This is a genomic window from Anaerococcus urinomassiliensis (assembly GCF_900128425.1).
Lineage (GTDB): Bacteria > Bacillota > Clostridia > Tissierellales > Peptoniphilaceae > Anaerococcus > Anaerococcus urinomassiliensis.
Window position 1 is genome coordinate 1,038,830 of sequence record NZ_LT635782.1, and the last position, 22,707, is coordinate 1,061,536.

At 30.2% G+C, this 22,707-nt stretch carries 23 protein-coding genes, 1 tRNA gene and 1 pseudogene; 5 read left to right on the forward strand and 20 right to left on the reverse strand.

Features of this window, described 5'->3' with window-relative positions; all coding sequences use genetic code 11:
• Positions 1 to 155 precede the first annotated feature (155 nt).
• The 3 genes from BQ7474_RS06030 to BQ7474_RS06040 form a co-directional block, all read right to left on the reverse strand.
• Positions 156 to 242 (reverse strand) — tRNA-Leu (locus BQ7474_RS06030).
• A gap of 30 nt (positions 243 to 272) precedes the next feature.
• Positions 273 to 827, reverse strand: coding sequence for a phosphatase PAP2 family protein (locus BQ7474_RS06035; protein WP_073998059.1), 555 nt, complete (start codon positions 825 to 827; stop codon positions 273 to 275).
• Between the two features lies 1 nt (position 828).
• Positions 829 to 2,124 carry a CapA family protein gene (locus tag BQ7474_RS06040; protein ID WP_073998060.1) on the reverse strand — a complete coding sequence of 432 codons (1,296 nt, stop codon included), beginning with the start codon at positions 2,122 to 2,124 and terminating at the stop codon, positions 829 to 831.
• Between the two features lie 93 nt (positions 2,125 to 2,217).
• Between BQ7474_RS06040 and BQ7474_RS06045 the strand changes: the two genes are divergently transcribed.
• On the forward strand, positions 2,218 to 2,637 hold the full coding sequence (locus BQ7474_RS06045) for a PaaI family thioesterase (RefSeq protein WP_073998061.1): 420 nt from the start codon (positions 2,218 to 2,220) through the stop codon (positions 2,635 to 2,637).
• A 164-nt stretch (positions 2,638 to 2,801) separates the two neighbouring features.
• Here the strand turns inward: BQ7474_RS06045 and BQ7474_RS06050 are convergent, their stop codons facing one another.
• Positions 2,802 to 4,118, reverse strand: coding sequence for a DUF3100 domain-containing protein (locus BQ7474_RS06050; protein WP_073998062.1), 1,317 nt, complete (start codon positions 4,116 to 4,118; stop codon positions 2,802 to 2,804).
• A 49-nt stretch (positions 4,119 to 4,167) separates the two neighbouring features.
• On the opposite strand from BQ7474_RS06050, the gene BQ7474_RS06055 reads away from it, so the two are divergent.
• Complete coding sequence (locus BQ7474_RS06055) at positions 4,168 to 4,734, forward strand: helix-turn-helix domain-containing protein (RefSeq protein WP_073997051.1); 567 nt, start codon at positions 4,168 to 4,170, stop codon at positions 4,732 to 4,734.
• On the forward strand, positions 4,698 to 5,549 hold the full coding sequence (locus tag BQ7474_RS06060; RefSeq protein ID WP_073997485.1) for an IS3 family transposase: 852 nt from the start codon (positions 4,698 to 4,700) through the stop codon (positions 5,547 to 5,549). Before BQ7474_RS06055 ends, BQ7474_RS06060 begins: the two co-directional genes overlap by 37 nt.
• 641 nt (positions 5,550 to 6,190) lie before the next feature.
• On the opposite strand, the gene BQ7474_RS06065 is transcribed toward BQ7474_RS06060, so the two are convergent.
• The 12 genes and pseudogenes from BQ7474_RS06065 to BQ7474_RS06120 all read right to left on the reverse strand — a co-directional run bounded on the left by BQ7474_RS06065 (position 6,191) and on the right by BQ7474_RS06120 (position 18,036).
• Positions 6,191 to 6,706 carry a cysteine-rich outer membrane protein gene (locus tag BQ7474_RS06065; protein WP_073998063.1) on the reverse strand — a complete coding sequence of 172 codons (516 nt, stop codon included), beginning with the start codon at positions 6,704 to 6,706 and terminating at the stop codon, positions 6,191 to 6,193.
• Between the two features lie 132 nt (positions 6,707 to 6,838).
• Positions 6,839 to 7,288, reverse strand: coding sequence for a methionine--tRNA ligase subunit beta (gene metG / locus BQ7474_RS06070; protein ID WP_073998064.1), 450 nt, complete (start codon positions 7,286 to 7,288; stop codon positions 6,839 to 6,841).
• A gap of 156 nt (positions 7,289 to 7,444) precedes the next feature.
• Positions 7,445 to 8,680 (reverse strand): tyrosine-type recombinase/integrase, encoded by a 1,236-nt coding sequence (locus tag BQ7474_RS06075; protein WP_073998065.1) that lies wholly within the window; start codon positions 8,678 to 8,680, stop codon positions 7,445 to 7,447.
• Positions 8,681 to 8,758: 78 nt separating this feature from the next.
• The gene (locus tag BQ7474_RS06080; protein WP_009345237.1) at positions 8,759 to 8,968 is read right to left on the reverse strand and encodes an excisionase; all 210 of its coding nucleotides are present in this window, start codon (positions 8,966 to 8,968) and stop codon (positions 8,759 to 8,761) included.
• Between the two features lie 435 nt (positions 8,969 to 9,403).
• Entirely contained in the window at positions 9,404 to 9,814 is a 411-nt protein-coding gene (locus BQ7474_RS06085) for a sigma factor-like helix-turn-helix DNA-binding protein (RefSeq protein WP_073998066.1), read from the reverse strand.
• A 237-nt stretch (positions 9,815 to 10,051) separates the two neighbouring features.
• Positions 10,052 to 11,189, reverse strand: a pseudogene (locus BQ7474_RS06090) (MATE family efflux transporter).
• A gap of 84 nt (positions 11,190 to 11,273) precedes the next feature.
• Entirely contained in the window at positions 11,274 to 12,707 is a 1,434-nt protein-coding gene (locus BQ7474_RS06095) for an ABC transporter ATP-binding protein (protein ID WP_073998067.1), read from the reverse strand.
• 4 nt (positions 12,708 to 12,711) lie between these two features.
• Positions 12,712 to 13,392, reverse strand: coding sequence for an energy-coupling factor transporter transmembrane component T (locus tag BQ7474_RS06100; protein ID WP_060929925.1), 681 nt, complete (start codon positions 13,390 to 13,392; stop codon positions 12,712 to 12,714).
• On the reverse strand, positions 13,392 to 13,976 hold the full coding sequence (locus tag BQ7474_RS06105; protein ID WP_000445469.1) for an MptD family putative ECF transporter S component: 585 nt from the start codon (positions 13,974 to 13,976) through the stop codon (positions 13,392 to 13,394). Before BQ7474_RS06105 ends, BQ7474_RS06100 begins: the two co-directional genes overlap by 1 nt.
• Positions 13,977 to 13,987: 11 nt before the next feature.
• Entirely contained in the window at positions 13,988 to 15,724 is a 1,737-nt protein-coding gene (locus BQ7474_RS06110) for an ABC transporter ATP-binding protein (protein WP_073998068.1), read from the reverse strand.
• On the reverse strand, positions 15,717 to 17,435 hold the full coding sequence (locus BQ7474_RS06115; protein ID WP_073998069.1) for an ABC transporter ATP-binding protein: 1,719 nt from the start codon (positions 17,433 to 17,435) through the stop codon (positions 15,717 to 15,719). The genes BQ7474_RS06110 and BQ7474_RS06115 overlap by 8 nt, the downstream gene beginning before the upstream one ends.
• A 4-nt stretch (positions 17,436 to 17,439) precedes the next feature.
• Complete coding sequence (locus tag BQ7474_RS06120) at positions 17,440 to 18,036, reverse strand: TetR/AcrR family transcriptional regulator (RefSeq protein WP_073998070.1); 597 nt, start codon at positions 18,034 to 18,036, stop codon at positions 17,440 to 17,442.
• Between the two features lie 293 nt (positions 18,037 to 18,329).
• Between BQ7474_RS06120 and BQ7474_RS06125 the strand changes: the two genes are divergently transcribed.
• Both BQ7474_RS06125 and BQ7474_RS06130 read left to right on the forward strand, forming a co-directional pair.
• A complete protein-coding gene (locus BQ7474_RS06125; protein WP_073998071.1) occupies positions 18,330 to 18,686 on the forward strand; it encodes a plasmid mobilization protein in 357 nt (118 codons plus the stop codon).
• A 1-nt stretch (position 18,687) separates the two neighbouring features.
• Positions 18,688 to 20,019 (forward strand): relaxase/mobilization nuclease domain-containing protein, encoded by a 1,332-nt coding sequence (locus tag BQ7474_RS06130; protein ID WP_073998072.1) that lies wholly within the window; start codon positions 18,688 to 18,690, stop codon positions 20,017 to 20,019.
• A 20-nt stretch (positions 20,020 to 20,039) separates the two neighbouring features.
• Here BQ7474_RS06130 and BQ7474_RS06135 read toward each other — a convergent pair whose 3' ends face one another.
• Genes BQ7474_RS06135 through BQ7474_RS06150 form a run of 4 tightly spaced genes read right to left on the reverse strand, consistent with a single transcriptional unit; the run spans position 20,040 to position 22,525 of the window.
• A complete protein-coding gene (locus BQ7474_RS06135; protein WP_005399333.1) occupies positions 20,040 to 20,537 on the reverse strand; it encodes a TIR domain-containing protein in 498 nt (165 codons plus the stop codon).
• Positions 20,538 to 21,959, reverse strand: a complete 1,422-nt coding sequence (locus BQ7474_RS06140) for an SIR2 family protein (RefSeq protein WP_073998073.1) — start codon at positions 21,957 to 21,959, stop codon at positions 20,538 to 20,540. It abuts the gene before it with no gap.
• A 34-nt stretch (positions 21,960 to 21,993) separates the two neighbouring features.
• Positions 21,994 to 22,323, reverse strand: a complete 330-nt coding sequence (locus BQ7474_RS06145; protein ID WP_005399335.1) for an N-6 DNA methylase — start codon at positions 22,321 to 22,323, stop codon at positions 21,994 to 21,996.
• On the reverse strand, positions 22,310 to 22,525 hold the full coding sequence (locus BQ7474_RS06150; RefSeq protein ID WP_005399336.1) for a helix-turn-helix domain-containing protein: 216 nt from the start codon (positions 22,523 to 22,525) through the stop codon (positions 22,310 to 22,312). Before BQ7474_RS06150 ends, BQ7474_RS06145 begins: the two co-directional genes overlap by 14 nt.
• Positions 22,526 to 22,707 lie beyond the last annotated feature (182 nt).

Here is a 22,707-nt window from a genome sequence, read left to right on the forward strand (position 1 = left end):
GCCTTGTGCTCTCGCACAACCATTCCGTGGTGGGTCCTCTTTCGGCCGGACGGGCCTACTATAATTGTGCCTTCGGCAGTTTTTAGGTCCTCACTTCGTTGCGGCTTTTCGTGCCTGTTGGGCACGACCCCTCTTTGCGCCGGGGAGGCGTGTTGTGGTGCCGGTGGTGGGACTCGAACCCACACGCCCTGGTGGACAACAGAGTTTGAGTCTGTCTCGTCTGCCAATTCCAACACACCGGCAAAATGGTTACTAAAATAGTATACCATATTTTATTTACCTTGTAAATGGTGTTTTTTATAATAATCTGAAAAATAAAACTTCATAGAAAATATTCCTATTATTATGCCAAGTATTATTCCAGCTATTACATCTGATGGGAAGTGGACGTGTAGGTATAGCCTACTAAATGAGATAAAAATAGCTAGGATTAATGTAAATCTCTTGAGCAATTTTGATTTGCCCATAAATAATATTATCGTAACAAATGTGGCAGCATATGAGCTGTGGCCAGATGGAAATGAGGCATTGCCTACTTTTGGTATTAGTAATTCTAGTCCTTTTACATATTCATAGGGTCTTGTTCTATTGACTACATTTTTTAAACCCAAGTTTATGATTATTAAGTTACCTATAAAGGCAATTATCATTATTTGGGCCATTTTTTTGTATTCCTTTGTTGATAGGAATACTATTATTAAACATATCCAAATTATGGCTGCATTTCCTAGAGAAGATATGGCAACCATAAATTCATCTAGGAATGGATTTCTAATACTTTGTATAGCATCTAATATAGAAAGTTCAAAACTTGTAAAAGAATTCATTCTAATTTCCCTTATCTATAGTCTCAACAGTCATGTCATAGGCTTGTTGGATTCTCGATCTTTGGTAGTCATTGACTTGGTCATAGTATTTTCCACCATCTAGGAAATCTTCTGCCATATGACTTTGAACACTTGTTCCATAATCATTATGATTTACACCTACCCAAATTGGGTGAGCTTCAATATTTTCAATAGATGTAGATCCATTTTTAGGATCTTTGGTCAAATCTATTTCATAGCTTACTGATTGTTCAGTCCTAATGTCATTGTTGTTTTCAAGATTTTGGAAACTTATGAAATTGCCTAGAGCGTAGGCTATAAAGCCAGTCCTACCATCACTAGCTTCGTAGTATTCGTACGGCTCAACAACGTGTGGGTGATTACCTATGACAAGGTCAGCTCCCCATTCAATCATATTTCTGCCTAATTCTACTTGGTCGCTACTTGGATCAGAATGATATTCTATGCCCCAATGTGGATATACTATTACAAAATCAGCACCATTAGCCTTTGCCTCTTTGATATCGGATTTTATTTCTTCTGGGTGAAGGTAGTTTAGTTCTGCTATTTCTTCTCTAACTTGAACTAGGTCAACTAGGCCATTTGCCCCATAAGTATAGGCTAAAAAGGCTAATTTTATCCCATTGACATTTTTATACAAAATCCTACTTTGGCCAGATTTTTTTGAGCCTACATGGTCAATTCCCAATTCATCCATAGCTTCAATTGTTGTAAATAATCCTTCAACTTCTGTGTCAAGTGAGTGGTTGTTGGCTGTAGTCAGTACATCAAAGCCTGCATCTTTAATGGCTGATAGATATTCTTTTGGCGCATTAAATCTTGGAAAGCCAGCATATGCTAGATTTGGATTGGTTGTTGTTTCATAATTACCTATGGAAATATCTGCATCGCTAATATAATCACTGACATATGAAAAGGAATCTGAGAAATCATAGGTCCCACCACCCTTGTTGTAGGCATATTGAATTTGTGCAAGGTGAGCCATTATATCCCCAAAAGTTTTGATTTTAACTGTATTTAGTTTCTGATCTTCTAGCTCTTCTTGATTAGCTTCTGTTGCTTTTTTATCAACTTCCTGTCCATTTTCTTCTGTTACCTGCTCACTTTGACTACTTTCATCAACGCTTTCATCACTTTGGCTTTGGTTGATATTTTCAATCAAGTCAGCTGTTCTAACTACTTCTTTATCACTAGTAGGACGAGCTTCTTTGTTAGAACAAGCTACCAAAAAAACACTAAGAAATAATACACTAAAAATTTTTCTATTTATTTTCACTAAATGCTCCTATTATTTAAATATTATAATTATACTATATTCTATAGTATTTTACGCTTTAAGGGTATAAGTATCTAATGTACGGAGGAATTTATGACATTTACTGATACTTTAGGTGTAGAAATACATGAAATAAATGAGCAAAATTTGGAGATGAGAATCCCCTTTAAAGATGAATATAAAAATGAACTAGGAGCTGTTCATGGAGCTATAATTATGGCTCTTGCTGATATTGCAACTGGTATTTTAGCCAATCAATTAAAATATACTGCCCCGACTCAAAGTTCATATACTAATTTTTTAAGGCCAATTTTGGATACCAAATATATTTATGCCAAATCTGAAATTATTAAAAGAGGAAAAAGAACTGTTACTGTAGATTGCAAGATATGGTCCGATGATACAAAACTCGCTGCTGTAAATAGGTCAGAATATACCATAGTTGATAATATAGATAGGAAACCATCCAAACTTACAGAAAGTTTAAAATCAGGTAATTATAAAAGATATTAAAAAAAACTTACAGCTGCACAGAAAAGGAAAATGAGTATATAAAGTCTGAAAACAAAATGGATGCCACCTACAAAATATAGGTTAGCATCCACTACAACTAATTAATTAAATATTGTGTCCAGTTTTATGTGTAAACTTCAAATTTTGGAAGCTTCTATAAATTATTAAACTGTTCCCATCAATTTTAATACAATATTTGCAATAACAGCTGAGCCTATATAAGTTCCTAATAGGGCACATAATGTTATTACTACTATTTTTAGACCTTGTTTTTTGAATGAATCTAATTCTTTTGCTGATGAAATTCCAGCATATGCCAAAATTGGTGTACAAAGTGGCAATAAATCTAGATGAGTCATAGCTTCATTGAAAGGTGCTGCCACTGGTGAAATTCCAGGAATTGATGCGAAAGATGCTAAAAATGCTATATATAGAATTGTTGGTAAATTTATGTGAACTTTTTGAAGTAAAAGATCCAAAATTAAACCAATTACAGTAATACCAAATAACCAAAGCATTCCAACTAAAACATCTGCCATAGTTGAATCTGATCCCATTCTAATACTTGAAACGTAAAGACCAGCTATAGAAATTACTGCTGTTATACATAAAACTCCTAAATATTTTGAAAGAGTTTTTCCAAAGCCTAAATTTGCTTCTTTTTCATCCTTTTTTTCAATATGACGAGTTGGAGCAAGAGCAGCTTTTTCTGCTTCATATTTTTCTTTTCCTTTACAAATTTTATATAGCCATTCTGCTATAGGAATTCCTAAGAAAAATGCAACATAAACAGTATCAACTGCTGATAAAACTTGACTTGTAGCACCATATCCCATTAAAGCTTGTTCTTTTTCTGGAAAAGCTTCAATAATTGGAGCAATAGCTCCACTCATCATAGATGCAGATCCAGTTCCTGCAGCCATAGATAATGATTCAGGACTAAACCATGGTATATTTACAAAAATTGATGAAATTATAGAAAATGCAATTGTTCCAAGAAGTGTTCCTGTTATGTATGAACCCATAACTCCACGACCTTCTGGAGAATCTAATCCATATAAATTTGCAACAATTCCAAGTCCTTCTTCTCTAGAAATAGAAAAACCAGAACCAATAGCTGTTCTATCCATTTTAAATACAAAAACTGCAATTGGAATAGAAATAAAAATTGTACCAAGGTTACCAAATTCTTGTAAGATTAAAGCAGGTCCTGCCTTAATAACAGTAGAAATATTTGGTCCAATAGCTGTTGCCATAAAAGCAATCAAGAACAAACAAGAAATGCTGACATATTCACCAGCTCTTGCCATATCACGTTCTGAAATAGAACTTTTACTTAGTCTACGAGCTACAAAAATTCCAATAATAAGTGCGTAGATCATTGGTAGAAGCTTAAATTTAACAATTCCAAGATCAAATGGAATAATTCCAATAGCTTCTGCTGCAATAACTACTAATAAAATAATAATATGTAGTCTCATATTGATATGTACCCTCTTTACTGGACAAACCAGTAAGGAGGGTATTTTTATGAAATATAGTTATGAATTCAAAAAAGAATGCGTACAATTGTATAGAGAAGGTAAATGGCCTGATACACCTGAAGGAGCTAAAGAAAAAAACTTTCATGATTCAATTAGAACATGGTTTAAGTTAGAAGAACTTCATGGACCAGAAATTTTAAAACACGGAAATAATATTAATTGGACTGCTGATGAGAAATTAGAAATGATATCTAAAGTGTTAGCTGGAAATTCCATAAAATCTATAGCAATCGAAAATGGAATCAATGATGGACAACTTTATTCATGGGTTAACAAGTATAAAAATTATGGATATAATGGTCTTGTGAATAAAAAGAAAGGCCGTAAATCTAAAAATACAAGTATGAAAAATAATAATAACCATAAAGCAAAAGAACTTAATGAATCTGAAAGAGAAGAACTAATAAAACTTAGAGCAGAAAATGAATATATAAAAGCAGAAAACGAAATAATAAAAAAAGAGATCGCCTTGAGAGAAGAACGTTACGCTGCGCAACTCAAGGCGAAAAAGCAGCGATTGTCAAAGAACTCAAAGAAGAAGGATACAGACTAAAATATCTTTTAAAAGCTATTGATATGCCAAGATCAACATACTATTTTGAAATAAACAAAGTTGATAATATAAAGATTAAGAATAGTCATATTGCAGATAAAATAACTCAAATATTTAACTTACACAAAGGAAGATATGGAGTAAGAAGAGTATATATGGATCTGATAAATCAAGGTTATGTCATAAATCATAAAAGAGTTCAAAGAATAATGCATGAGCTAAAACTATTTGGAAAAAGATCTAAGGAAAAATATCACTCATATAAGGGGAAGGTAGGTAAAGTAGCTGATAATATAATAAATAGAGATTTCAAGGCAGATAGACCTCTACAAAAATGGACTACTGATGTGTCAGAATTTAAATTCTCTTGGGGTAAGTGCTACATATCTCCAATACTTGATATGTATACCAATGAGATTATTTCTTACGACCTATCCTTAAGTCCCAACTTAAATCAGATATCAAATATGTTAGAAAAAGCATTTAATAAATTTCCAAAACTAGATAACTTAATTCTACATTCAGATCAAGGTTGGCAATACCAACATGAATATTATGTAAATGAGCTTAAAAGACATGGTATAAGACAATCCATGTCAAGAAAAGGGAATTGCTATGATAACTCCATAATGGAAACATTCTTTGGAAGGCTAAAAAATGAAGTTTATTATGGATATGAAAAGAGCTATAGCTCTTTTGAAGAATTTTCAAAAGTAATAGAGGAATATATTTACTATTACAACAACGAAAGGATTCAATCAAAAACAAAATGGATGCCGCCTACAAAATATAGGTTAGCATCCACTAATAATTAATTAAATATTGTGTCCAGTTTTATGGGTACACATCATATCCGTAAGAATACTTTTCTTTTTCATTTTTACCTCCTTATGTAATTAACAGAAAAGGCAAATGAACAAACCTTTTCTTGAAACCGATTTGTCACTTTAATTTGTAAAAATCAAGCTTACAAACCGTCCAATGAATAGATTAGCATCAATAATGTTATTTGTCAATAAAGTAAAAAGAAATATTTTTATCATTCATTTATAAAAATTCTTAGAAATTGATTAATATACTTTAATCTGTTTTAATTATTTCAAAATAATTATAGAAATTATAATTTCTACTTATCTATTATAGATTTTTATTAAAATATTTATTAAAAAATATCATTTATTTTTTTCTAAATAAGAATTCTTCATATGTAAAATTCATGAGCTAAGAACTCTTTATAAGTATATAATTTGGTAAATAAATTAAATATGTATTCTAAAATAACTAAAAGACGGAGAAACTTCCTTTGGATCTGAAGTTATTAATAAGATTAATAAATTTAAAAAAATGAGTTAAGTAATAATTGGAAACAGGTATGATAATTTTCTATATTATTTCATAGATAAATTTTATACCAGAAATATTTTCAAAAGAGATTAAAAAAACATCTAGAATTAGACTAGATGTTTTCTTTTATATACTTCAAAGCATCACGTTTTCCCTTGCTATTAGTTATTAGAAAAACTCCTATAGCAAAGAGTAATATAAGAAATGAGTTAAAGTATTTTATATATTCTTCTTGGATTATCGTATTGCTTTTGAATAAAAAATAAAAGCTTAGGCTTAATATGATTATTAAAATCCCAATAATTAAATCACGTCTAAAAATCTTATTAACCTCTATAGATCTATCATCCACATAGTCATAAGCTGCAACTGTGTACTTTGTCTTATTTTTATGCTTAAGTGAGCTGATTTTATAATTGCTTACTACTATCATCAATAAGCCAAGAGCTGCAATAATTATAGTAGATATGTATTTATTTTCTGCTTGTTGACTTTCAATAATAAGCAAAGGTATGAATGATATAATAACTAATAAAATTCCTATAGATAAAAATAATGTTGCAAGATTATAATTTTTGATAAATTTTTTCGCTACACTTGTATCCTTATAATTTGAAATATCTGTCATAATAACTCCTTTAAGGAGATTATACCCCAGCTTCTATGATTTATAGATCTTTCTTAAAATATTTATACTAAAACATAATAAAGAATATAAAAAACTTCCCAATCTTTTTGAGACTAGGAAGTTTGTAATCCATTATTCTATTTTTGCTCCTGCTGGTATTCTATTGCTTACCATTAGAACATTTAGACCTTCTTCACCATTTTGTTCATGGATTGCTGATAGAATCATACCGTTAGATTCTTCTCCCATCATAGCTCTTGGTGGAAGATTTACTATAGCTACAAGGTTTTTGCCTATTAATTCTTCTGGATTGTAATATTGTTTGATACCAGATAGGATAATTCTATCTTCTCCACTACCATCATCCAAAGTGAATTTTAATAGTTTCTTTGATTTTGGTACTTCTTCACAATTTTTAACTTTAACTACTCTAAAGTCACAAGCAGCAAAATTATCAAAGTCTATGTCATCATAGAATTCTTCTGTTTTCACACCTGTGAAATCTATAACTTCTTCTTCGTGATCAATAGTTTGAACACTTGCTTCTTTGTTTTCAACAGCGTTTTTGCCTGTTGGTTTCATTGTTGGGAAAATCCTCTCTGCCTTAGATAATTGTCTAAATCTCTATAAAAGTCTATTTTATGGTACTTCTCCATTTACGACAATTTGCTAACTCTCTATAAGTGCCTATAGATTTCTAGCAAATTGTCGTAAATTTGTCGTAAGCTGTCGTAAATTCTAAAATATAAATTTCATCGCTTTTTCAAATTCTCCCATCTGTTCTATCTTAAAATCTTCTGTTGCATCTACATATATATCCATTGTTGTACTAATATCAGAATGACCTAGAATAGACTGCATTGCTTTTGTATTTATATTTTGTTCATTAAGCCTTGTAGTAAAGGTGTGTCTGAAAATGTGATTGCTTAAATGTGGAACTAGTAGAATATCATTAGAGTTCGATTTATTTTTATCCATTATACTTAAATTGCAATCTCTAACAATTCTTCTTAAAGCTTTATTAAGTGTTCCATTATTGTGAACCTTTCCGAATCTGTTTAAAAATACAAAGTCTTTAAATCCATCGATTGAATCACAACATTTGATTCCAAAAGTCTTTTGTAACTCTCTTTCCATAAGAAAAGCATCTTTTACTTTTTGAACCATAGGAATACTTCGCTTACCTGATTCTGTCTTCGGTGTATTAATAGCATATCTATTGTTTAATCCTTTACCTTTACTATAATATACCAAAGTCCTATTTACATTTATAAGACCATTATCAAAATCTAGATCGTCCCATTGCAATCCTGTAACTTCTCCAACTCTCATTCCTGTCCAAAGCATAACAATGAATATTGGATACCATTTTTTATATTCATCACTATTAGATAAATATTCTTCAAATAGCACCTGTTCTTCTATTGTCATGGCTTTTTTCTTCGGAGATTCATTTCGATAAGCTACTTTCAATTCCTTCAAAGCATTGTCAGATGGATTAAACCTTATATATTCGTCATCCACTGCTAATTCTAATACCTGATGTAAGACAGTATGGACACAATCTATGGTAGAAACCATCAATCCCTGATCTTCCTTTAATCTGTTATAAAAACTTCTAACATCAGATCTTTTAATATCAGATAGTTTAATGCGACCAAAAGTCGGTTCGACAAATTGTTTATACATATAGATGTAATTTTTAAAGGTATTATCTTTTAAACCTCTTTTTACCTTTGTCCATAGCTTAAAAGTATCATTTACAGATAAGCTACTTCCTTCGTTGTTGATTCCATCTATAGTATTGCGTAAAATATCTAATTCCTTTTCTCTTAATTCTTTTAGAGATTTCGCATAGATAGATTTTCTACGACCTATTTTGTCTTGCCACTTAAATTCATAAGTGCCATTTGATCTTTGATATTCACCGTCTTTTAAAACAACCCCTTTACTATCTTTGCGTCTTTTTACCATAAAAATTCTCCTTTTTTGATAAAAGAACACGCTATAATTATTATACCGCATTAAGCGTGTTTTATATATAGTTTTAGATTAGATAGAGAACTGTCTATTTAAATATTCTTCCATTAACTTTTTCTTAATAAGACGCTTACTACCATTAAATAATACAAAATCGCAATCATTTTCATCCGTTAATTGTCTAACTTTATCTTGACCAATATTAAAATATTCAGATGCTTCTTTTAATGTTAGAAATGCTTTCTCAGAAACACGAACACCTTTTATATTTTCGTTAATCATAAATCCTCCAAATAATATATTTAAAATATTTATTTTAATATTTTTAAAGTTTTTTGACATTGACAAGTGCCTTGGATTAGCAACATAGGAATCTCACCTCCGCCTCTGTTCAGGATGAGCCGGCTTCAACCTTAGAAGTATCATTATCCTCATTTTCTTCATAGCGAATAGGGTATCCCTCCCTATATTCAAACTCTTACTTATCGCTCCCTTTCTTCTTACCTTGCTTTAAGCTTAGCAGTACTTGTTTTGCCGAATTATTCAGCAGAAAGATCTTGGCGGATAGGTTATTACGCTCCAAAAATGATTAATGTCTTGTCTTGGTCTATTCAATTGTTAAGGTTCAAATATCATTTAGATTTCTTTTAAAGTAGAAAGAGGACAAAACTCCCCTCACTTTATAAAGGAAAATTTGCCCTCTTTGGTAACCAGAAATTATATTTCTTCTATAAGTTTCTTTAGTTTTTCTAAAATCTTATCTCGCCTTTTTATTAAAGCAGGATGTGATATATTTTGAGTCTTCGCTACTGCACGAAGTGTTTCATCATTGAAATATAATCTTTCAATTATTTCCCGTTCCTCCTCATTTAACTTTGACATAGCATTTCTTAGTGCTTCAATCATCATTTGTGTTGCGACAACTTTTTCTACATCAACATTTTTATCTTCTAGATTATTTTCAAAATTCCCATCGTGATTTAGAGACGAAAAAAATAGCAAGTGGTTTTTCTTGTCCACCTGCTCTAAATATTTTTCGTGTTCTCTTTCTTGCCAGTAGACTTTGTATATCTGCTCACTTACTTTGATTTTTTGCCCACCGACATAAAGGTAATATTCTTTTGTCATTTATGTTTCCTCCATTCTTTTTTGTCTTTATGTTTTCAGACAAAAAAAGGAGGACTCCTGCTCTTGGGCATGGTTAGTCCTCTAGAATGAAAGAAACTCTTTCTAATAGTAATTGTATTTAATTTTTTAACTGAGTTATCTAACTTGTAAATAGCGTAAACCAAAGAAAAAAGGTAAATGTACTTTAATTATATTTATTTGCATATTTCCCTCCATTCTTTTAAATAAACCCACTTATTATTCATTACTTGAATTTTTCAAACTAATTTTATCCATCCTATTTAATTCCCCAAACATCATTACTACACCAGCTATTATCATAATTAAATCAACAAGGGGTTCTGCAAACCATACTGCTTTGACTCCAAATATCATTGGTAAAATAATCATGGCAGGTACGAATAAAAATAACTGTCTTAGCATTACTATTATGCCGGCTTTTTTAGCGTTTCCTATTGATTGGAAGAATGTTATAGTCATTACCATTACTCCATATAGGATAAAGATAGAATAAAATAATCTAAAGTTCCCTATCCCTTGAGTTATAATACTTTCTTCTACTCCAAATAAGGAAAGTATATTCTTTGAAAACGCTAATGCTGGTATCCAAAATATTGATGCAAGAACGAGAGTAATGCCAATATCGATAAAAATCAAAAACAGAAACTTTATCAAGAAAAGAAGTTTAGAGATAAGGAAAAAATTTCTTTTTTATTTCTTCATCGGACTTAATCTTATGAATTTTAACGACTTTACTCTTTTTCAGGAAGTAGTGCAGCGTTACAACCGCCTGAAAAAACTGTGCTGTAATCGTTGCAATGGCAGCACCTTCAATGGCGTATTCACCCATAACTGTCATTAAAATCGGATCAAGAATTATATTCAGTAAAGCTCCAAGTCCCATTATCATCATGGCTTTTTTCATTAGACCTTCGCCACGCATAACCATGTTTGCGGACTGCGTAAAATTTACGAAGAGGGAACCGATAAAGATTACTCTTAGGTATCTGATACCATAAGCTTTGATCTCACCTGTTGCTCCGACCATATCTAAAAAATGTGACGCAAGTAGTATTCCGCCAACCGTTATGATTGCCGAAAACAAAATCACCCAGAAAATAAGGTTGCCCATAATTTTATCTACGGTTTTCTGATCTCCTTTACCAATCGCTCGTGATAAAACAGATGCAGAACCTACACCAAGAAGTGTAGACACCCCGCTGTTAAAAAAAGTAAGTGGCATCGCAACGCCGCAGGCAGTCATTGCAGTTTGCCCTATGATTTTCCCGGCAAATATTCCGTCCATTAACGGATATAATCCAATCACTATCATTCCAATTACTGCTGGAATAGATAGCTGAAAGAGTAAATCTATAGGTCTTTTATTTAGTAACTATTCTTTCATATCTTGTTTCATTTACAGAATTCTCCTTTTTATATTTTTAAATACAGCTAGTTGTCAGATTAAAAAAGATGCTATTTTTTCAATATTATTTTCATTAATATCACCATGACATTTAATCTTCCCATTACTAATAAACAAGATTTCATCAGCTAATTCCGATATAAACTCCAAATCATGGCTTATTACTAACACTACATTATCCCTATTTGCATAGTCTCTTAAAAGTTTGCAGACATTCATCATATTTGTATAATCCATTCCACTTGTCGGTTCATCTGCAATAAATATTTTTCTGCTAGATGCTATTCCTGCCGCAATCGAAACTCTTTGCTTTTCTCCACCTGATAAAGACTGTGGATGCTCATCTTTTTTGTTTAATAAATTGAGATTAAATAATAGATTATCAGTTTTTTTAAATTCATTATTTAACTCAATCTCTTCATGAACACTTGATGTAAAAAGCTGTGAATTAACATTTTGAAAAACTAAATATGAGCTTCTCAATCTATCTTTGCTTGAAATTTTTGTGTTTTTCCAAAAGACCTCATCCTCTTTTGTTTTTAATAATCCAGCTAAACTTTTTACAAAAGTCGACTTTCCTGCACCATTTTTACCAACCAAAAAATAAATTCTACCTGAATATAATTTCAAATTCTCAATATTTATAATTTCTTTTTTCTTAACTACATATCGAAGCTTTTTTATTTCTAACATTTCATTTGAGATGTGTTTTTTTATATTCTGATGTTCTTTAATGTTTGAAAGACATCTTAAGTTAAGCGATTTTCTCTCTTCATCACTTAAATTGTAAAACTCTTTTCCTGTGTAGTTTCTAGAAATTCTACCGTCCTCAATAATGCTTACTGTATCAACTATGCCCTTAAGATAGTTCAAACGGTGTTCACTAATTAAAATTGTCTTATGTAATTCTTTTAACTTTTTTAATATCTCTTTTACTTTTATGATATTTGTCAAATCCAAATTACTTGTTGGTTCATCAAGTACAATAACATCAGAATCCATCATCATAGTACTTGCTAAAGACAAAATCTGCTTTTCACCACCTGAAAGTTCGAATACATTTCTATTCAAAAGATGCTTTATGTCTAGAACTTCTACAACCTTGTTTAATATCTTCTCCATATCATCTATTCGATAGCCTAAATTCTCTAACGGGAATAATAATTCTGATGTTGAATTATCTGTAAAAAATTGAGTTTTGGGATTTTGGTAAACGGATGATACCGCGCTAATTAATTCTCTGACTGTCATATCCGATATATTCTTATTTTTTATAAAAACTTCCCCAGATTTTTCACCTTCAAATAAATTATCTATAATGCCATTTACCATTCTAATTATGCTCGTTTTCCCAGAACCACTCTTTCCAGCTAAAAGATGTACTTCTCCCTTATTTATCACCAAATTAATCGGACCAATTTTATTCTTATTTGGATAAGTAAAAACAGATTTTTTAAATTCAATCATTCTTTTATCTCCTTATCAATAAAAATATAAAAAATATCAAATAAATGAAAATAAGCACATCGCTCTTAGTAAGCTGTGTTGAAAAATATCTTTCCTTTTTGCCATCCAAGCTAATCCCCTTGCTGAATGCTGCTTGCGATAATTCTTCCCCTATGTTTGAAGTTGAAAAAAGAAGTGGTACTAAAAGATATTCAAGCGTTAACTGTGGTGTTTTCAGAGATTTTAATCCAATTTCTATTCCTCTAATTTTCATTGCATTTTTTATATTACTGTACTCATCATTTAACGCTGGCATATACCTAAACATAACTATCAAAGGAATAATTATAGTTTTTGGAATTTTGAGTTTTTCCAAGCTAGCCATCACAGAGCTTATATTGGTAGATAAAATAACATAATATCCAATGCTAAATGGAATCAATAACCTTCTAACAATGAGTGCCCAAGTATGAAACACTTGAGCAACTCCTAACATATTCCTTGTAAAATAATATATTCCTGTTAACACGATAAATCCGAATATTGCTTTTACACAATACTTCCATTTACGAATGCTGAAAAAGAGCAAAAGAATCATTACCATGTTTAATATTTCAAGTTTTGTTGTAAAAAAAATTGTTAGCGTACTTGTGTAAAAAAGTAAAAGTCCAAATTTTGTACCTGTACTCAATTTAAATTTTTTCATTAGTCAATTCCAAATTTTTTAAAATGCTTACTTAATACCTTTGCTCCTATTTGGCCTCCAATTATTGCTCCAATGATTACACTTGCGTAAAGAATAAATAATGACCACAAAGGTAAGCTAGTAATAGCATTCGCATAGGTTTCACCCATCACCCCTACTGTCATTTTATAATATATATCTTTAGCTAAAAAAATCAGCAAAAAAGTATTCATTGACGCCAAGGAAATACATATATGAGATAACTTCATTCCTTTAATCGACTTAAACCCAACTTTCCAACGTACTAGTTCAGCTAACAAAGAACAAATTAAATAATTTATGATAGTTATAGGTGGCATCCCCATGATTAATAGAATAATGCTAGGTAACATTGTAAAAATAAAAGTTAACCATTTCTTAGGGCATTTTGCCATAAAAAACATGGTAACAATCCCACCCACTATTGCATAGCAAAACGGATATGCTAGATATGTGACTACAAGTGCTCCCAATGGCATTCCTACTATCCAGCTTAGTATAAAATACAAACTGGAAAAAACACCTGTCATAATCAAGTCTTTTAATGTAATTTTATTTGATTCCATAATATCCCCCCTTAATTTATTAACTTCCAACTTTCAGATATATTTTTCGCTTCAATTAAGTCTTTATAAAGACCTCCATATTCCATAAGCGTTTTATGATCTCCTCTTTCCTCTATATTTCCTTTATTTAACACTAAGATTTGATCAGCATTTCTAATGGTTTTAAGTCTATGGGCTATCATAATAACAGTCTTATTTTTTGTTAATGATTCTATTGCTTCTTTAAGTTTATCTTCATTTTCTGGGTCTATATTTGCTGTTGCTTCATCAAAGATAATTATATCTGCATCTTTTAGCATGGCTCTTGCTATGGAGATTCTTTGTTTTTCTCCGCCTGATAGACTTGCTCCACCTTCTCCGATGATAGTGTTATATCCTTCTGGTAAAGCTTCTATAAATTCATGACATCTTGCTTTTTTTGCAGCCTCAACCACCTCATCGTGACTTGCATCTTGTTTTCCAAATTTTATATTGTTTTCAATTGTATCTTCAAATAGATATACATCTTGAAATACCATGGAAATAGAATTCATAAGATTTTCTATCTTATAATCCTTAATATTTTTTCCACCTATTAAAATTTCGCCAGATTTTACATCCCAAAATCTTGCAATAAGATTACAAAATGTTGTCTTACCAGATCCAGATGGTCCAACAATAGCAGTCATAGTATTTTCTTTTATCTCTGCTGATACATTTTTTAAAATTGGTCTATCATCATAGGAAAATGATACATTTTTAAAGACTATGTTGTGATTTTTTATTGGCTCTGTAATACTTCCTTCTTTCATATCTTCCATATCATTTACATAAGAATAAGAATCTATTGCATTCTCAACCATTCTTAGCATTGCAATAGCAGATCCAGATGTAATAAGTCCGTCAAATATTACAAAACTTGCTATAAGTATCATAATAGTATTGACTATTTGACCATTTTCAACAAAATATAATTTTATTGAAATAAACAACATCAAACAAATTGTTATAGCTATTATTATTTTAGCTAATAAACTATATGGCATTATAGTTTTTTCTAAATCAAAAGAATATTTACTTGCACCATCAAAGCTTTTATCAAGTTTTTTATTGTTACTTCCTCTTAGATTGTATGATTTTATAATTTGCATTCCTTGCAATGTTGATAAGACTTCTTTGGTAAGTGATACCTGAATCTCATGAATCTTGTCTGCATTTTTAATAGACCTTTTTTGCATACGAGCAATAATCATTAAAAATACAATAGAACCAACTATTGCTACAAGACCTACCTTATAAGAAAACAAAAATAAGGATAAGATAAAAACAATAGCATTAAGCATGCCACCGAAAACCATAATACACAAAGTTGGAACCCAAGTCTCTACATTATCTAAGTTAGTAGTCGCAATAGTTGTTAAATTTCCTAAACTTAAACTTGAGAAGAATCCCATGGGAACTTTTTTTATTTTTTCACCTAATTCAATTCTCTTGTGTCCAGCCATAAAATATCCGGCATGTGTTTGTTTGAGCATAGAAGAATTTTTTGAAATAATTACTCCTGCTATACTAATTAATAAAAATAAACTTGATATTCCTATTGTTTTGATGCTTATATCCTTGTTTACTATCCCAAAAATCGCATAATAAATGGCTGCAAATTGTAGAGCATTAAAAATAGAACCGAAAAAATTAGCAAAGATTGATTTTTTTAGATACACTTGTTCTTCAATAGAAAAATTCCATATTTTTTTAAAAACACTAAGCATTTTCTTCTCCTTTCAAGGCAGTTTCCCAAAGATTGTGATAATCTTTTGATTCCTTCAAAAGCTCTTCATGACTTCCTTTACATGCAAGTTCTCCATTTTTAATTACAAATATATTATCTACATCTGTTATTGTCTTTAAACGATGGGCAATTATAATTAGAGTTTTCCCTTTGACCAGTTCTGATATTGCATCTTGAATCAAGGCTTCATTTTCAGGATCGATATAAGAGGTAGCCTCGTCTAAAATAACTATTGGAGCATTCTTTATCATAGCTCTTGCAATTGATATTCTTTGCCTTTCTCCTCCAGATAAATGTTTACCGGCTTCTCCTACTCTCGTATCATATCCATCTGACAGCTTCATTATAAAATCATGGCAGGCTGCTTTCTTACATACTTCAATTATTTCCTCATCACTAGCATTTTTATTTCCTATTCTGATGTTATCTTTAATTGACATATCAAAAAGAAAATTATCTTGTGCTACATAGGAAATAACAGTAGATAACTTTTCAAGGGACATATCTTTAATATTTACATTTCCTATACTTATAGAACCACTATCTACATCCCAAAATCCTGAAATTAGTTTTGCAATAGTCGACTTTCCCGAACCCGATTCGCCTACTAAAGCATTCACACTTCCTTCTTCTATATTTATATTTATATTGTTTAGGACTTGCTTATCTTTTTCATAAGAAAAATCTACGTTTTTTATCTCTATATTATAATTTTTTATATCCAAATTTTCATTTTTATGAGATAATTCTCTCGCAGAAAGTATATTTTTAATCTCTTCGAAAATAGTTGACATTCTTCCAATATCATCTTCAAAAGTCATTACTCTCATAATATTTTGGATAGTCCCAAAAGAAAGGATTATCAATGTTAAAAATACACCACCATCTAGTGAACCATTCATACAGAAATATAAACCAAATGGTATAATTGTCAAAATACCAACTGGAGCAATAGACATACTTATCGCATAGTCTCTTGTATTTTCTCCCATCCAATCATAATAGTAATTTGCCTTTTTATACACATTGTCCCTGTATTTTCTATAAGATTTTTCGCCTTGATTAAATGTTTTAATAACCTCTATTCCATTTATATATTCAACCACGGAATTATTCATATCTTGGCCAATTTTAACTGCTTGTGGAAACTTTACCTTCATTCTTTTCATCGGCCCTGTCATAAAAAATCCACCAATAACTAATGGAATTAAAGATATTAAACTTAGTCTATAATCTAAAATTAACATGTAAACAAATAATATTATAGGTCCTACTAAATTAGCTGTCATCTCAGGTATCATATGAGCCAATGTTGTTTCAGTATTATCAACTTGATTTACAATTATGTCTTTTAACTTACCAGTAGATTCATTCAATATATCTCCTAATGGCATATTAAATAATTTTTCCATAAGGCTTTTTCTTATATCTCGTATTATTTTATAGGCTGTTTTATGAGAAATCATTGTTGACAAAAACATAAACACTTCTTTGATTATAAGACATGAAAGTATCAAGAAAATTTTATTTATATAGTAATAAAAATCTTGGCTACCATCAATTAATGATATAATCATCTTACTTAGAATAATATATACAAAAAGATTTGAAATTACTCCAAGTATTGCAAACAAGACAGAAATAAAATATGGTGCTTTATTTCTCTTAATGTATTTTTTTAATAGATCCATAAATTTAACTCCTTTCGTCATCTTTTTTCATAACATTTGTAAAATAAGTCCCTATCACTTCAGTTAGATATTTCTTATTTTTTACAAAATTCTCACGTGCATTCAAAATTTCGCAAGCCATCAATCCAGAATTCATAATATTAATCATAAATTCAAATGTTTCATCAGAAGGTAACTCGTTAAACAAAGTAGAAAACAATTCTCTAAATACTTGTATGGACTCTTTTTTTATTTTCACATATAGTTTTTTCAGATCATCATTTTCTTTTAACTCACATAAAAACATAACATAAAGCTTTACATAATCATTATCTGCAAGTATCTTGTCTATAATCATTCTTGAAAACAACTGTGGACTTAATATTAATCCTTCATCATAACTTGATTTTTGAACAATATCTTTTCTATTTAAATTACCTTCCATCATAATGTCGTATAAGATTTCATGCGTAGAACCATAATGATGATACAAGCCACCTCTAGAAAGCCCAGTAGCTTCCATAATGTCATTCATAACTGTATTTCTAAATCCCTTATCCAAAAAGACTTTAATAGCTGCTTGTCTAATCTGCTTTTTTCTTTCATCAGCTTCCATTTTCATTTCATAAATAACCTCCAAACCGACACTCTTGTCGGTATTATTGTATCAGAACTGATAATCATTGTCAATAGCTTCGCTTATACTTCTTTATTAATTTCTTTAAATGCGGTATAATTGGTTATAACTTAATAAACGCTTGACGCTTATAACTTTAATAGCAAGCACAGTAAGTGAGTACCCACTTACGAAAAATTGATGAAGCAGAACCTTTATGGACTGCTTCTTTTTTTATCAATTTTACCTTGTTAGGGAGAACCCTAAGACCCCAATATTTTATGATAAGGAGATATACTATGGATAATAGAAAAAGAAATAATCAGCTTAAAATATATTTAACAGATGAAGAAAAAGAAATCTTTGAAAAGAAAATGAAACTTGCTAATTGCAAAACTATGTCCCACTTTCTTAGAAAATGTGTATTGGAAAAAGAGATTTATGTTGTAGATTTAGAACCATTTAGAAACCTACAATGGCTACTTTCAAATGCAACAAATAACATAAACCAGATTGCAAAAGCAACTAATACAACTGGTGTTATTTACAAAAATGAAATTGAATCAATGAATAAGCAGATAGAAAAATTATCAATAGAAATATGGAAGATCCATTCTCTACTTCTTAATAAATCAAAAGAAAGTTCTGGTGATTAGTATGGCAATTACAAAAATACATCCTATAAAATCAACTCTAAATTTGGCAATAGATTATATAACTAAGAGTGAAAAAACTGATGAAAAAGTCTTGGTTTCTTCATTCAAATGTCATCCATCAACTGCCCATATTCAATTTATGAAAACACGAGAAGATAATGATACGAAAGGTACAGTTTTGGCTAGACATTTAATCCAATCTTTTCTACCAGGAGAGGTTGATCCTATAAAAGCTCACGAAATAGGAATGGAATTATGCAAGAAAATTTTAAAAGAAGATTATGAATTTGTTCTTGCAACTCACATAGATAGAGGACATATCCATAACCATATTATTTTTAATAATGTTAATTACAAGACTGGTAAATGCTACCAATCTAACAAAAAAACTTACCATAAAATCAGGTATCAAAGTGACGAATTATGTAAAGAAAATAAGCTTTCAGTCATTGATGAATATTATGAAGCTTACAAAAGAAAATATAAAACTGCTGGTAAATCTTGGTACGAATATGACCAAAACAAGAAAGGAAATTCTTGGAAATCTAAATTGCAATTTGATATAGACAGAATGATTAATAAATCTAAATCTTGGGAAGAATTTTTAGATAATATGAAATCTATTGATTATGAAATTAAGTTTGGTAAACACATTGCTTTTCGTCATAAAGATAAGCAAAGATTTACAAGAGCTAAGACTATCGGAGAAGATTATACTGAGGAAAAAATCAAAGAAAGAATAGATTTAGCAATTAAAAATAAAGCTAATCTTATTAAAAAACGTGTAGGAAATGTTATTGATTTATCTACTAATAAAAAAGCTCAATCCTCTAAAGGTTATGAAGTTTGGGCAAGAAAATATAATATCAAAACAATGGCTGATTCAATAATTAAATTAAGAGAGCAAGGAATTAATTCCATTACACAACTCGATGATCTAATCAAAAAATCTGCTGATGATAGACAAAACTTGTTAGATAAAATAAAGAAGATTGAAACTGAAATGAAGAGTTTATCTCAAGATATGGAAAATATAAATACTATAAATAAGTATCGTGAAATATATAAATACCACAAGAAAAATCCTGAAGATAAACAATTTGCAGAAGAATATTATAGTGAACTTTCCGTCTATAAAATAGCTGCTCAAAACATACTAAAGAACTATAAAAAGCTACCCAACACAAAAGAAATACTATCAAACCTAGATAAATTGCAAGAAAAAAAGAACACCCTTATGCAAGAGTATTCTTTGAATAAAGAACAATTTTCTGACCTTGTTCAGTATAGGAAAAACTATGAAAATTATTATGGGAAGGAGGTGGAGAGGTAGCTTCTCTCCATCATCATTTATTACCAAGTTGATGGTTTATGTTCTATTCCATACTCAATTAAATCTTCAATATTATCTTTAATATCGCTATAAACATTTTTGCTTGATAAGTATACAGAATCAAAACATTTAACATATTTTGAAAGTTTTTCACCTTCTAATGTTAAATAATCAAAAGGATTGTTGCCCTTATCATCTTGCTCTCCCAATGCATTCTCCAACTTGTGGATATAAATTCCAACAATACCTTTGTTTAACTCGTACGCTTTTTTTATTTCATAATTTATCCATTTTCTATTTGCTGTTTCTTCTCCAATCAAGACAACTAAACATGAACGCTTGTTTAACTGTTCATCAATCCATTCTTTAATTTTGCTTTCAGTTTTTTCTTTTACTTCCTCCCAGTCATTATCTGAAAAGGTAGAACTACTGTCTACTTTCCCCATGTTGCGAACCTGTCCTGCCCTCCAATTATCATTGTCGTAATGAAAGCTAAAAAACACCTGTCTTTTTGCCATTTAAAACTCCTCCTTATTTAATATTTTAACTGCTTGCACTATGTTTTTAATAGACATATCTATATCGCCATCGCATTGTTTATTTGCCTGTTCAATTGCACTTATTATATTTTCATCTGAAATTTCTTGAGTTGTTTTATTATATATTTCTTTAGCTGCCCCACCAGTATGTTCAATAGGCAAACATACTAATCCATGCTTTTTACATAACTCAAATTCATCCATCACTCCATGTGCAATATCTTCTGTTTCTTTATTTCCAAAAATGAATATAGCGATACCACAATTTTCAATCATCTGCTCTCTATTTTCTATATATAGCTTATCTAAATCAATATCTAATGAACTATTTTGAGGAAAAGGCATAAGCGTTAAAAAATCATTTATTTTGGACTTATGAGCCAAACAATAATCTGCAACTCCATTTAATACAAATTCACCGACACCTTTACCATATCCATTCACAATATGATAACCATTTTTTGATAGTTCAAAAGATAGTTTATGAATAAAATTTTCTCCAATTTCCTGAGAATAAGTCGAATAGGAGTACGCACTACCCGATATAAATATTGTTTTCCTTCTAAATCTATCAACAAGAGTACTTAATATTTCAGTGATTTCATCATATTTATTTACTAAACATGTAAAAATACCATATCTATTTAGATCTTCAATTTGTAGCTCCTGTCTTGCTTTTTTGTATTCATAATCCTCATCGGTATCTTGGATCCTTTTCATAATACAATAATGTTTTCTTGTATTCTTTTCATCTAGCAATACCCTTAATCTTCCAATTACATAGTTAAAGTTTGGATCTTCAAAACTAAATCCTAAAAATAGAAATGTCTCGGTAAGCAAATCTCCCTCTAAAACTTCTCTGAATAACTTTCTTTTGTTATATCCAAATTCTTCATAATCACTTCTTGTAAGTACTGCATCTTCAGGAGTTTCTACATCTCCGTGTAGTTTATAAACGATTGCATCAAAATCATGATTTGTACCTCTTAATTGCTCATCTGTTGTTTTTACATAAGGCTTTTTCATATTATCTTCTAAAGCTTTTTCAATTAACTTATCATAATTAGTCGTCCAAAAAGTGGAAATCGGTAACTGTGATAATAGTTTATGATTATCAGTAGGTTTTAGTAATTGAGAAAATTGCACTTTGATCAAGTCATCTATTGATGTTCTCTTCTTTGAATTAGCATAATACTGAGCTAAGCTAACCAAATCATTTTCTTTTTCAACATTTAACCCAATTTCTTTTGCAGGCTCTCTTAGAAGTTCTTTCCAACTACAAAATCCAGCAGGAATTGATAATCCTGCTCCAATAAAAGCTCCCAATTCATCACTTTTAATGGCTTTTTCAATTTCTCTAATCAAATCTTTTTTAGATACTTCACCTTTAATAATAAACACCTCCCCTTATTTTCTCGATCCTAAAAACTTATCTTCATTCATTTGAATTTTCCTTTATCCAATATAAATTAGCTTCCAGCAAATTTACAATATCTTCATCTGTTTCATAACATGTTAAATTTATCTTTTTTATAAGTTTACTATCAATAATTCTCTGAATTAGTGCCGCAGAAAGGATTCCAGAGCCAGCTCCTGGATCAAGAATAGATATTTCATCTCTTTTAATATTTAAGTCAATTAAAGATGCCATAAATTTTGCTGTTTCTTTACTCGTAAAAAACTGTCCTATTCTTTTTCGAGTTTCTTTAGATGCGATCTTAATATATTCATTTGTCTTATCTAAAACATAATCAATCATTTTCATCTTTAACTAACTCCATAATTTCGCAAAGATTACAATTTAATCCTTCACATATTCTTAACAATACGTCAGTTGTAATATTCTCCCCATTTTTCATTTTATAAAATGTACTTCTACTAATATTTGTTTTTTCCATTAATTCTGTGTTATTTAAATCTAGGTCAATCATTTTTTTAAATAGCTTTTTATAGCTGATTTTTAACATGACTATCTCTCCATTCATGAATTCTATATCAATTATATTATAGCATAAATCTTCACTTTTTTCATAATATTATTCACTTTTCTAAAACACAAATACAAAAAAATAAAGGCAGTCCGAAGACTGCCGATACTTATCTCTCATCTCTTTAATTATAGAAAGTAAATAAAGAATTTCCCTAAGAT

Bases quoted from the DNA above. Each gene is read 5' to 3' on its own strand.
- BQ7474_RS06055 (WP_073997051.1), top strand. From the start codon at position 4,168: ATGAAATATAGTTATGAATTCAAAAAAGAATGCGTACAATTGTATAGA.
- BQ7474_RS06125 (WP_073998071.1), top strand. From the start codon at position 18,330: ATGGATAATAGAAAAAGAAATAATCAGCTTAAAATATATTTAACAGAT.
- BQ7474_RS06085 (WP_073998066.1), bottom strand. From the start codon at position 9,814: ATGACAAAAGAATATTACCTTTATGTCGGTGGGCAAAAAATCAAAGTA.
- BQ7474_RS06105 (WP_000445469.1), bottom strand. From the start codon at position 13,976: ATGGAATCAAATAAAATTACATTAAAAGACTTGATTATGACAGGTGTT.
- BQ7474_RS06035 (WP_073998059.1), bottom strand. From the start codon at position 827: ATGAATTCTTTTACAAGTTTTGAACTTTCTATATTAGATGCTATACAA.
- BQ7474_RS06050 (WP_073998062.1), bottom strand. From the start codon at position 4,118: ATGAGACTACATATTATTATTTTATTAGTAGTTATTGCAGCAGAAGCT.
- BQ7474_RS06110 (WP_073998068.1), bottom strand. From the start codon at position 15,724: ATGCTTAGTGTTTTTAAAAAAATATGGAATTTTTCTATTGAAGAACAA.
- BQ7474_RS06100 (WP_060929925.1), bottom strand. From the start codon at position 13,392: ATGAAAAAATTTAAATTGAGTACAGGTACAAAATTTGGACTTTTACTT.
- BQ7474_RS06065 (WP_073998063.1), bottom strand. From the start codon at position 6,706: ATGACAGATATTTCAAATTATAAGGATACAAGTGTAGCGAAAAAATTT.
- BQ7474_RS06135 (WP_005399333.1), bottom strand. From the start codon at position 20,537: ATGGCAAAAAGACAGGTGTTTTTTAGCTTTCATTACGACAATGATAAT.
- BQ7474_RS06075 (WP_073998065.1), bottom strand. From the start codon at position 8,680: ATGGTAAAAAGACGCAAAGATAGTAAAGGGGTTGTTTTAAAAGACGGT.
- BQ7474_RS06045 (WP_073998061.1), top strand. From the start codon at position 2,218: ATGACATTTACTGATACTTTAGGTGTAGAAATACATGAAATAAATGAG.
- BQ7474_RS06080 (WP_009345237.1), bottom strand. From the start codon at position 8,968: ATGATTAACGAAAATATAAAAGGTGTTCGTGTTTCTGAGAAAGCATTT.
- BQ7474_RS06150 (WP_005399336.1), bottom strand. From the start codon at position 22,525: ATGTTAAAAATCAGCTATAAAAAGCTATTTAAAAAAATGATTGACCTA.
- BQ7474_RS06130 (WP_073998072.1), top strand. From the start codon at position 18,688: ATGGCAATTACAAAAATACATCCTATAAAATCAACTCTAAATTTGGCA.
- BQ7474_RS06120 (WP_073998070.1), bottom strand. From the start codon at position 18,036: ATGAAAATGGAAGCTGATGAAAGAAAAAAGCAGATTAGACAAGCAGCT.
- BQ7474_RS06115 (WP_073998069.1), bottom strand. From the start codon at position 17,435: ATGGATCTATTAAAAAAATACATTAAGAGAAATAAAGCACCATATTTT.
- BQ7474_RS06145 (WP_005399335.1), bottom strand. From the start codon at position 22,323: ATGAAAATGATTGATTATGTTTTAGATAAGACAAATGAATATATTAAG.
- BQ7474_RS06095 (WP_073998067.1), bottom strand. From the start codon at position 12,707: ATGATTGAATTTAAAAAATCTGTTTTTACTTATCCAAATAAGAATAAA.
- metG (WP_073998064.1), bottom strand. From the start codon at position 7,288: ATGAAACCAACAGGCAAAAACGCTGTTGAAAACAAAGAAGCAAGTGTT.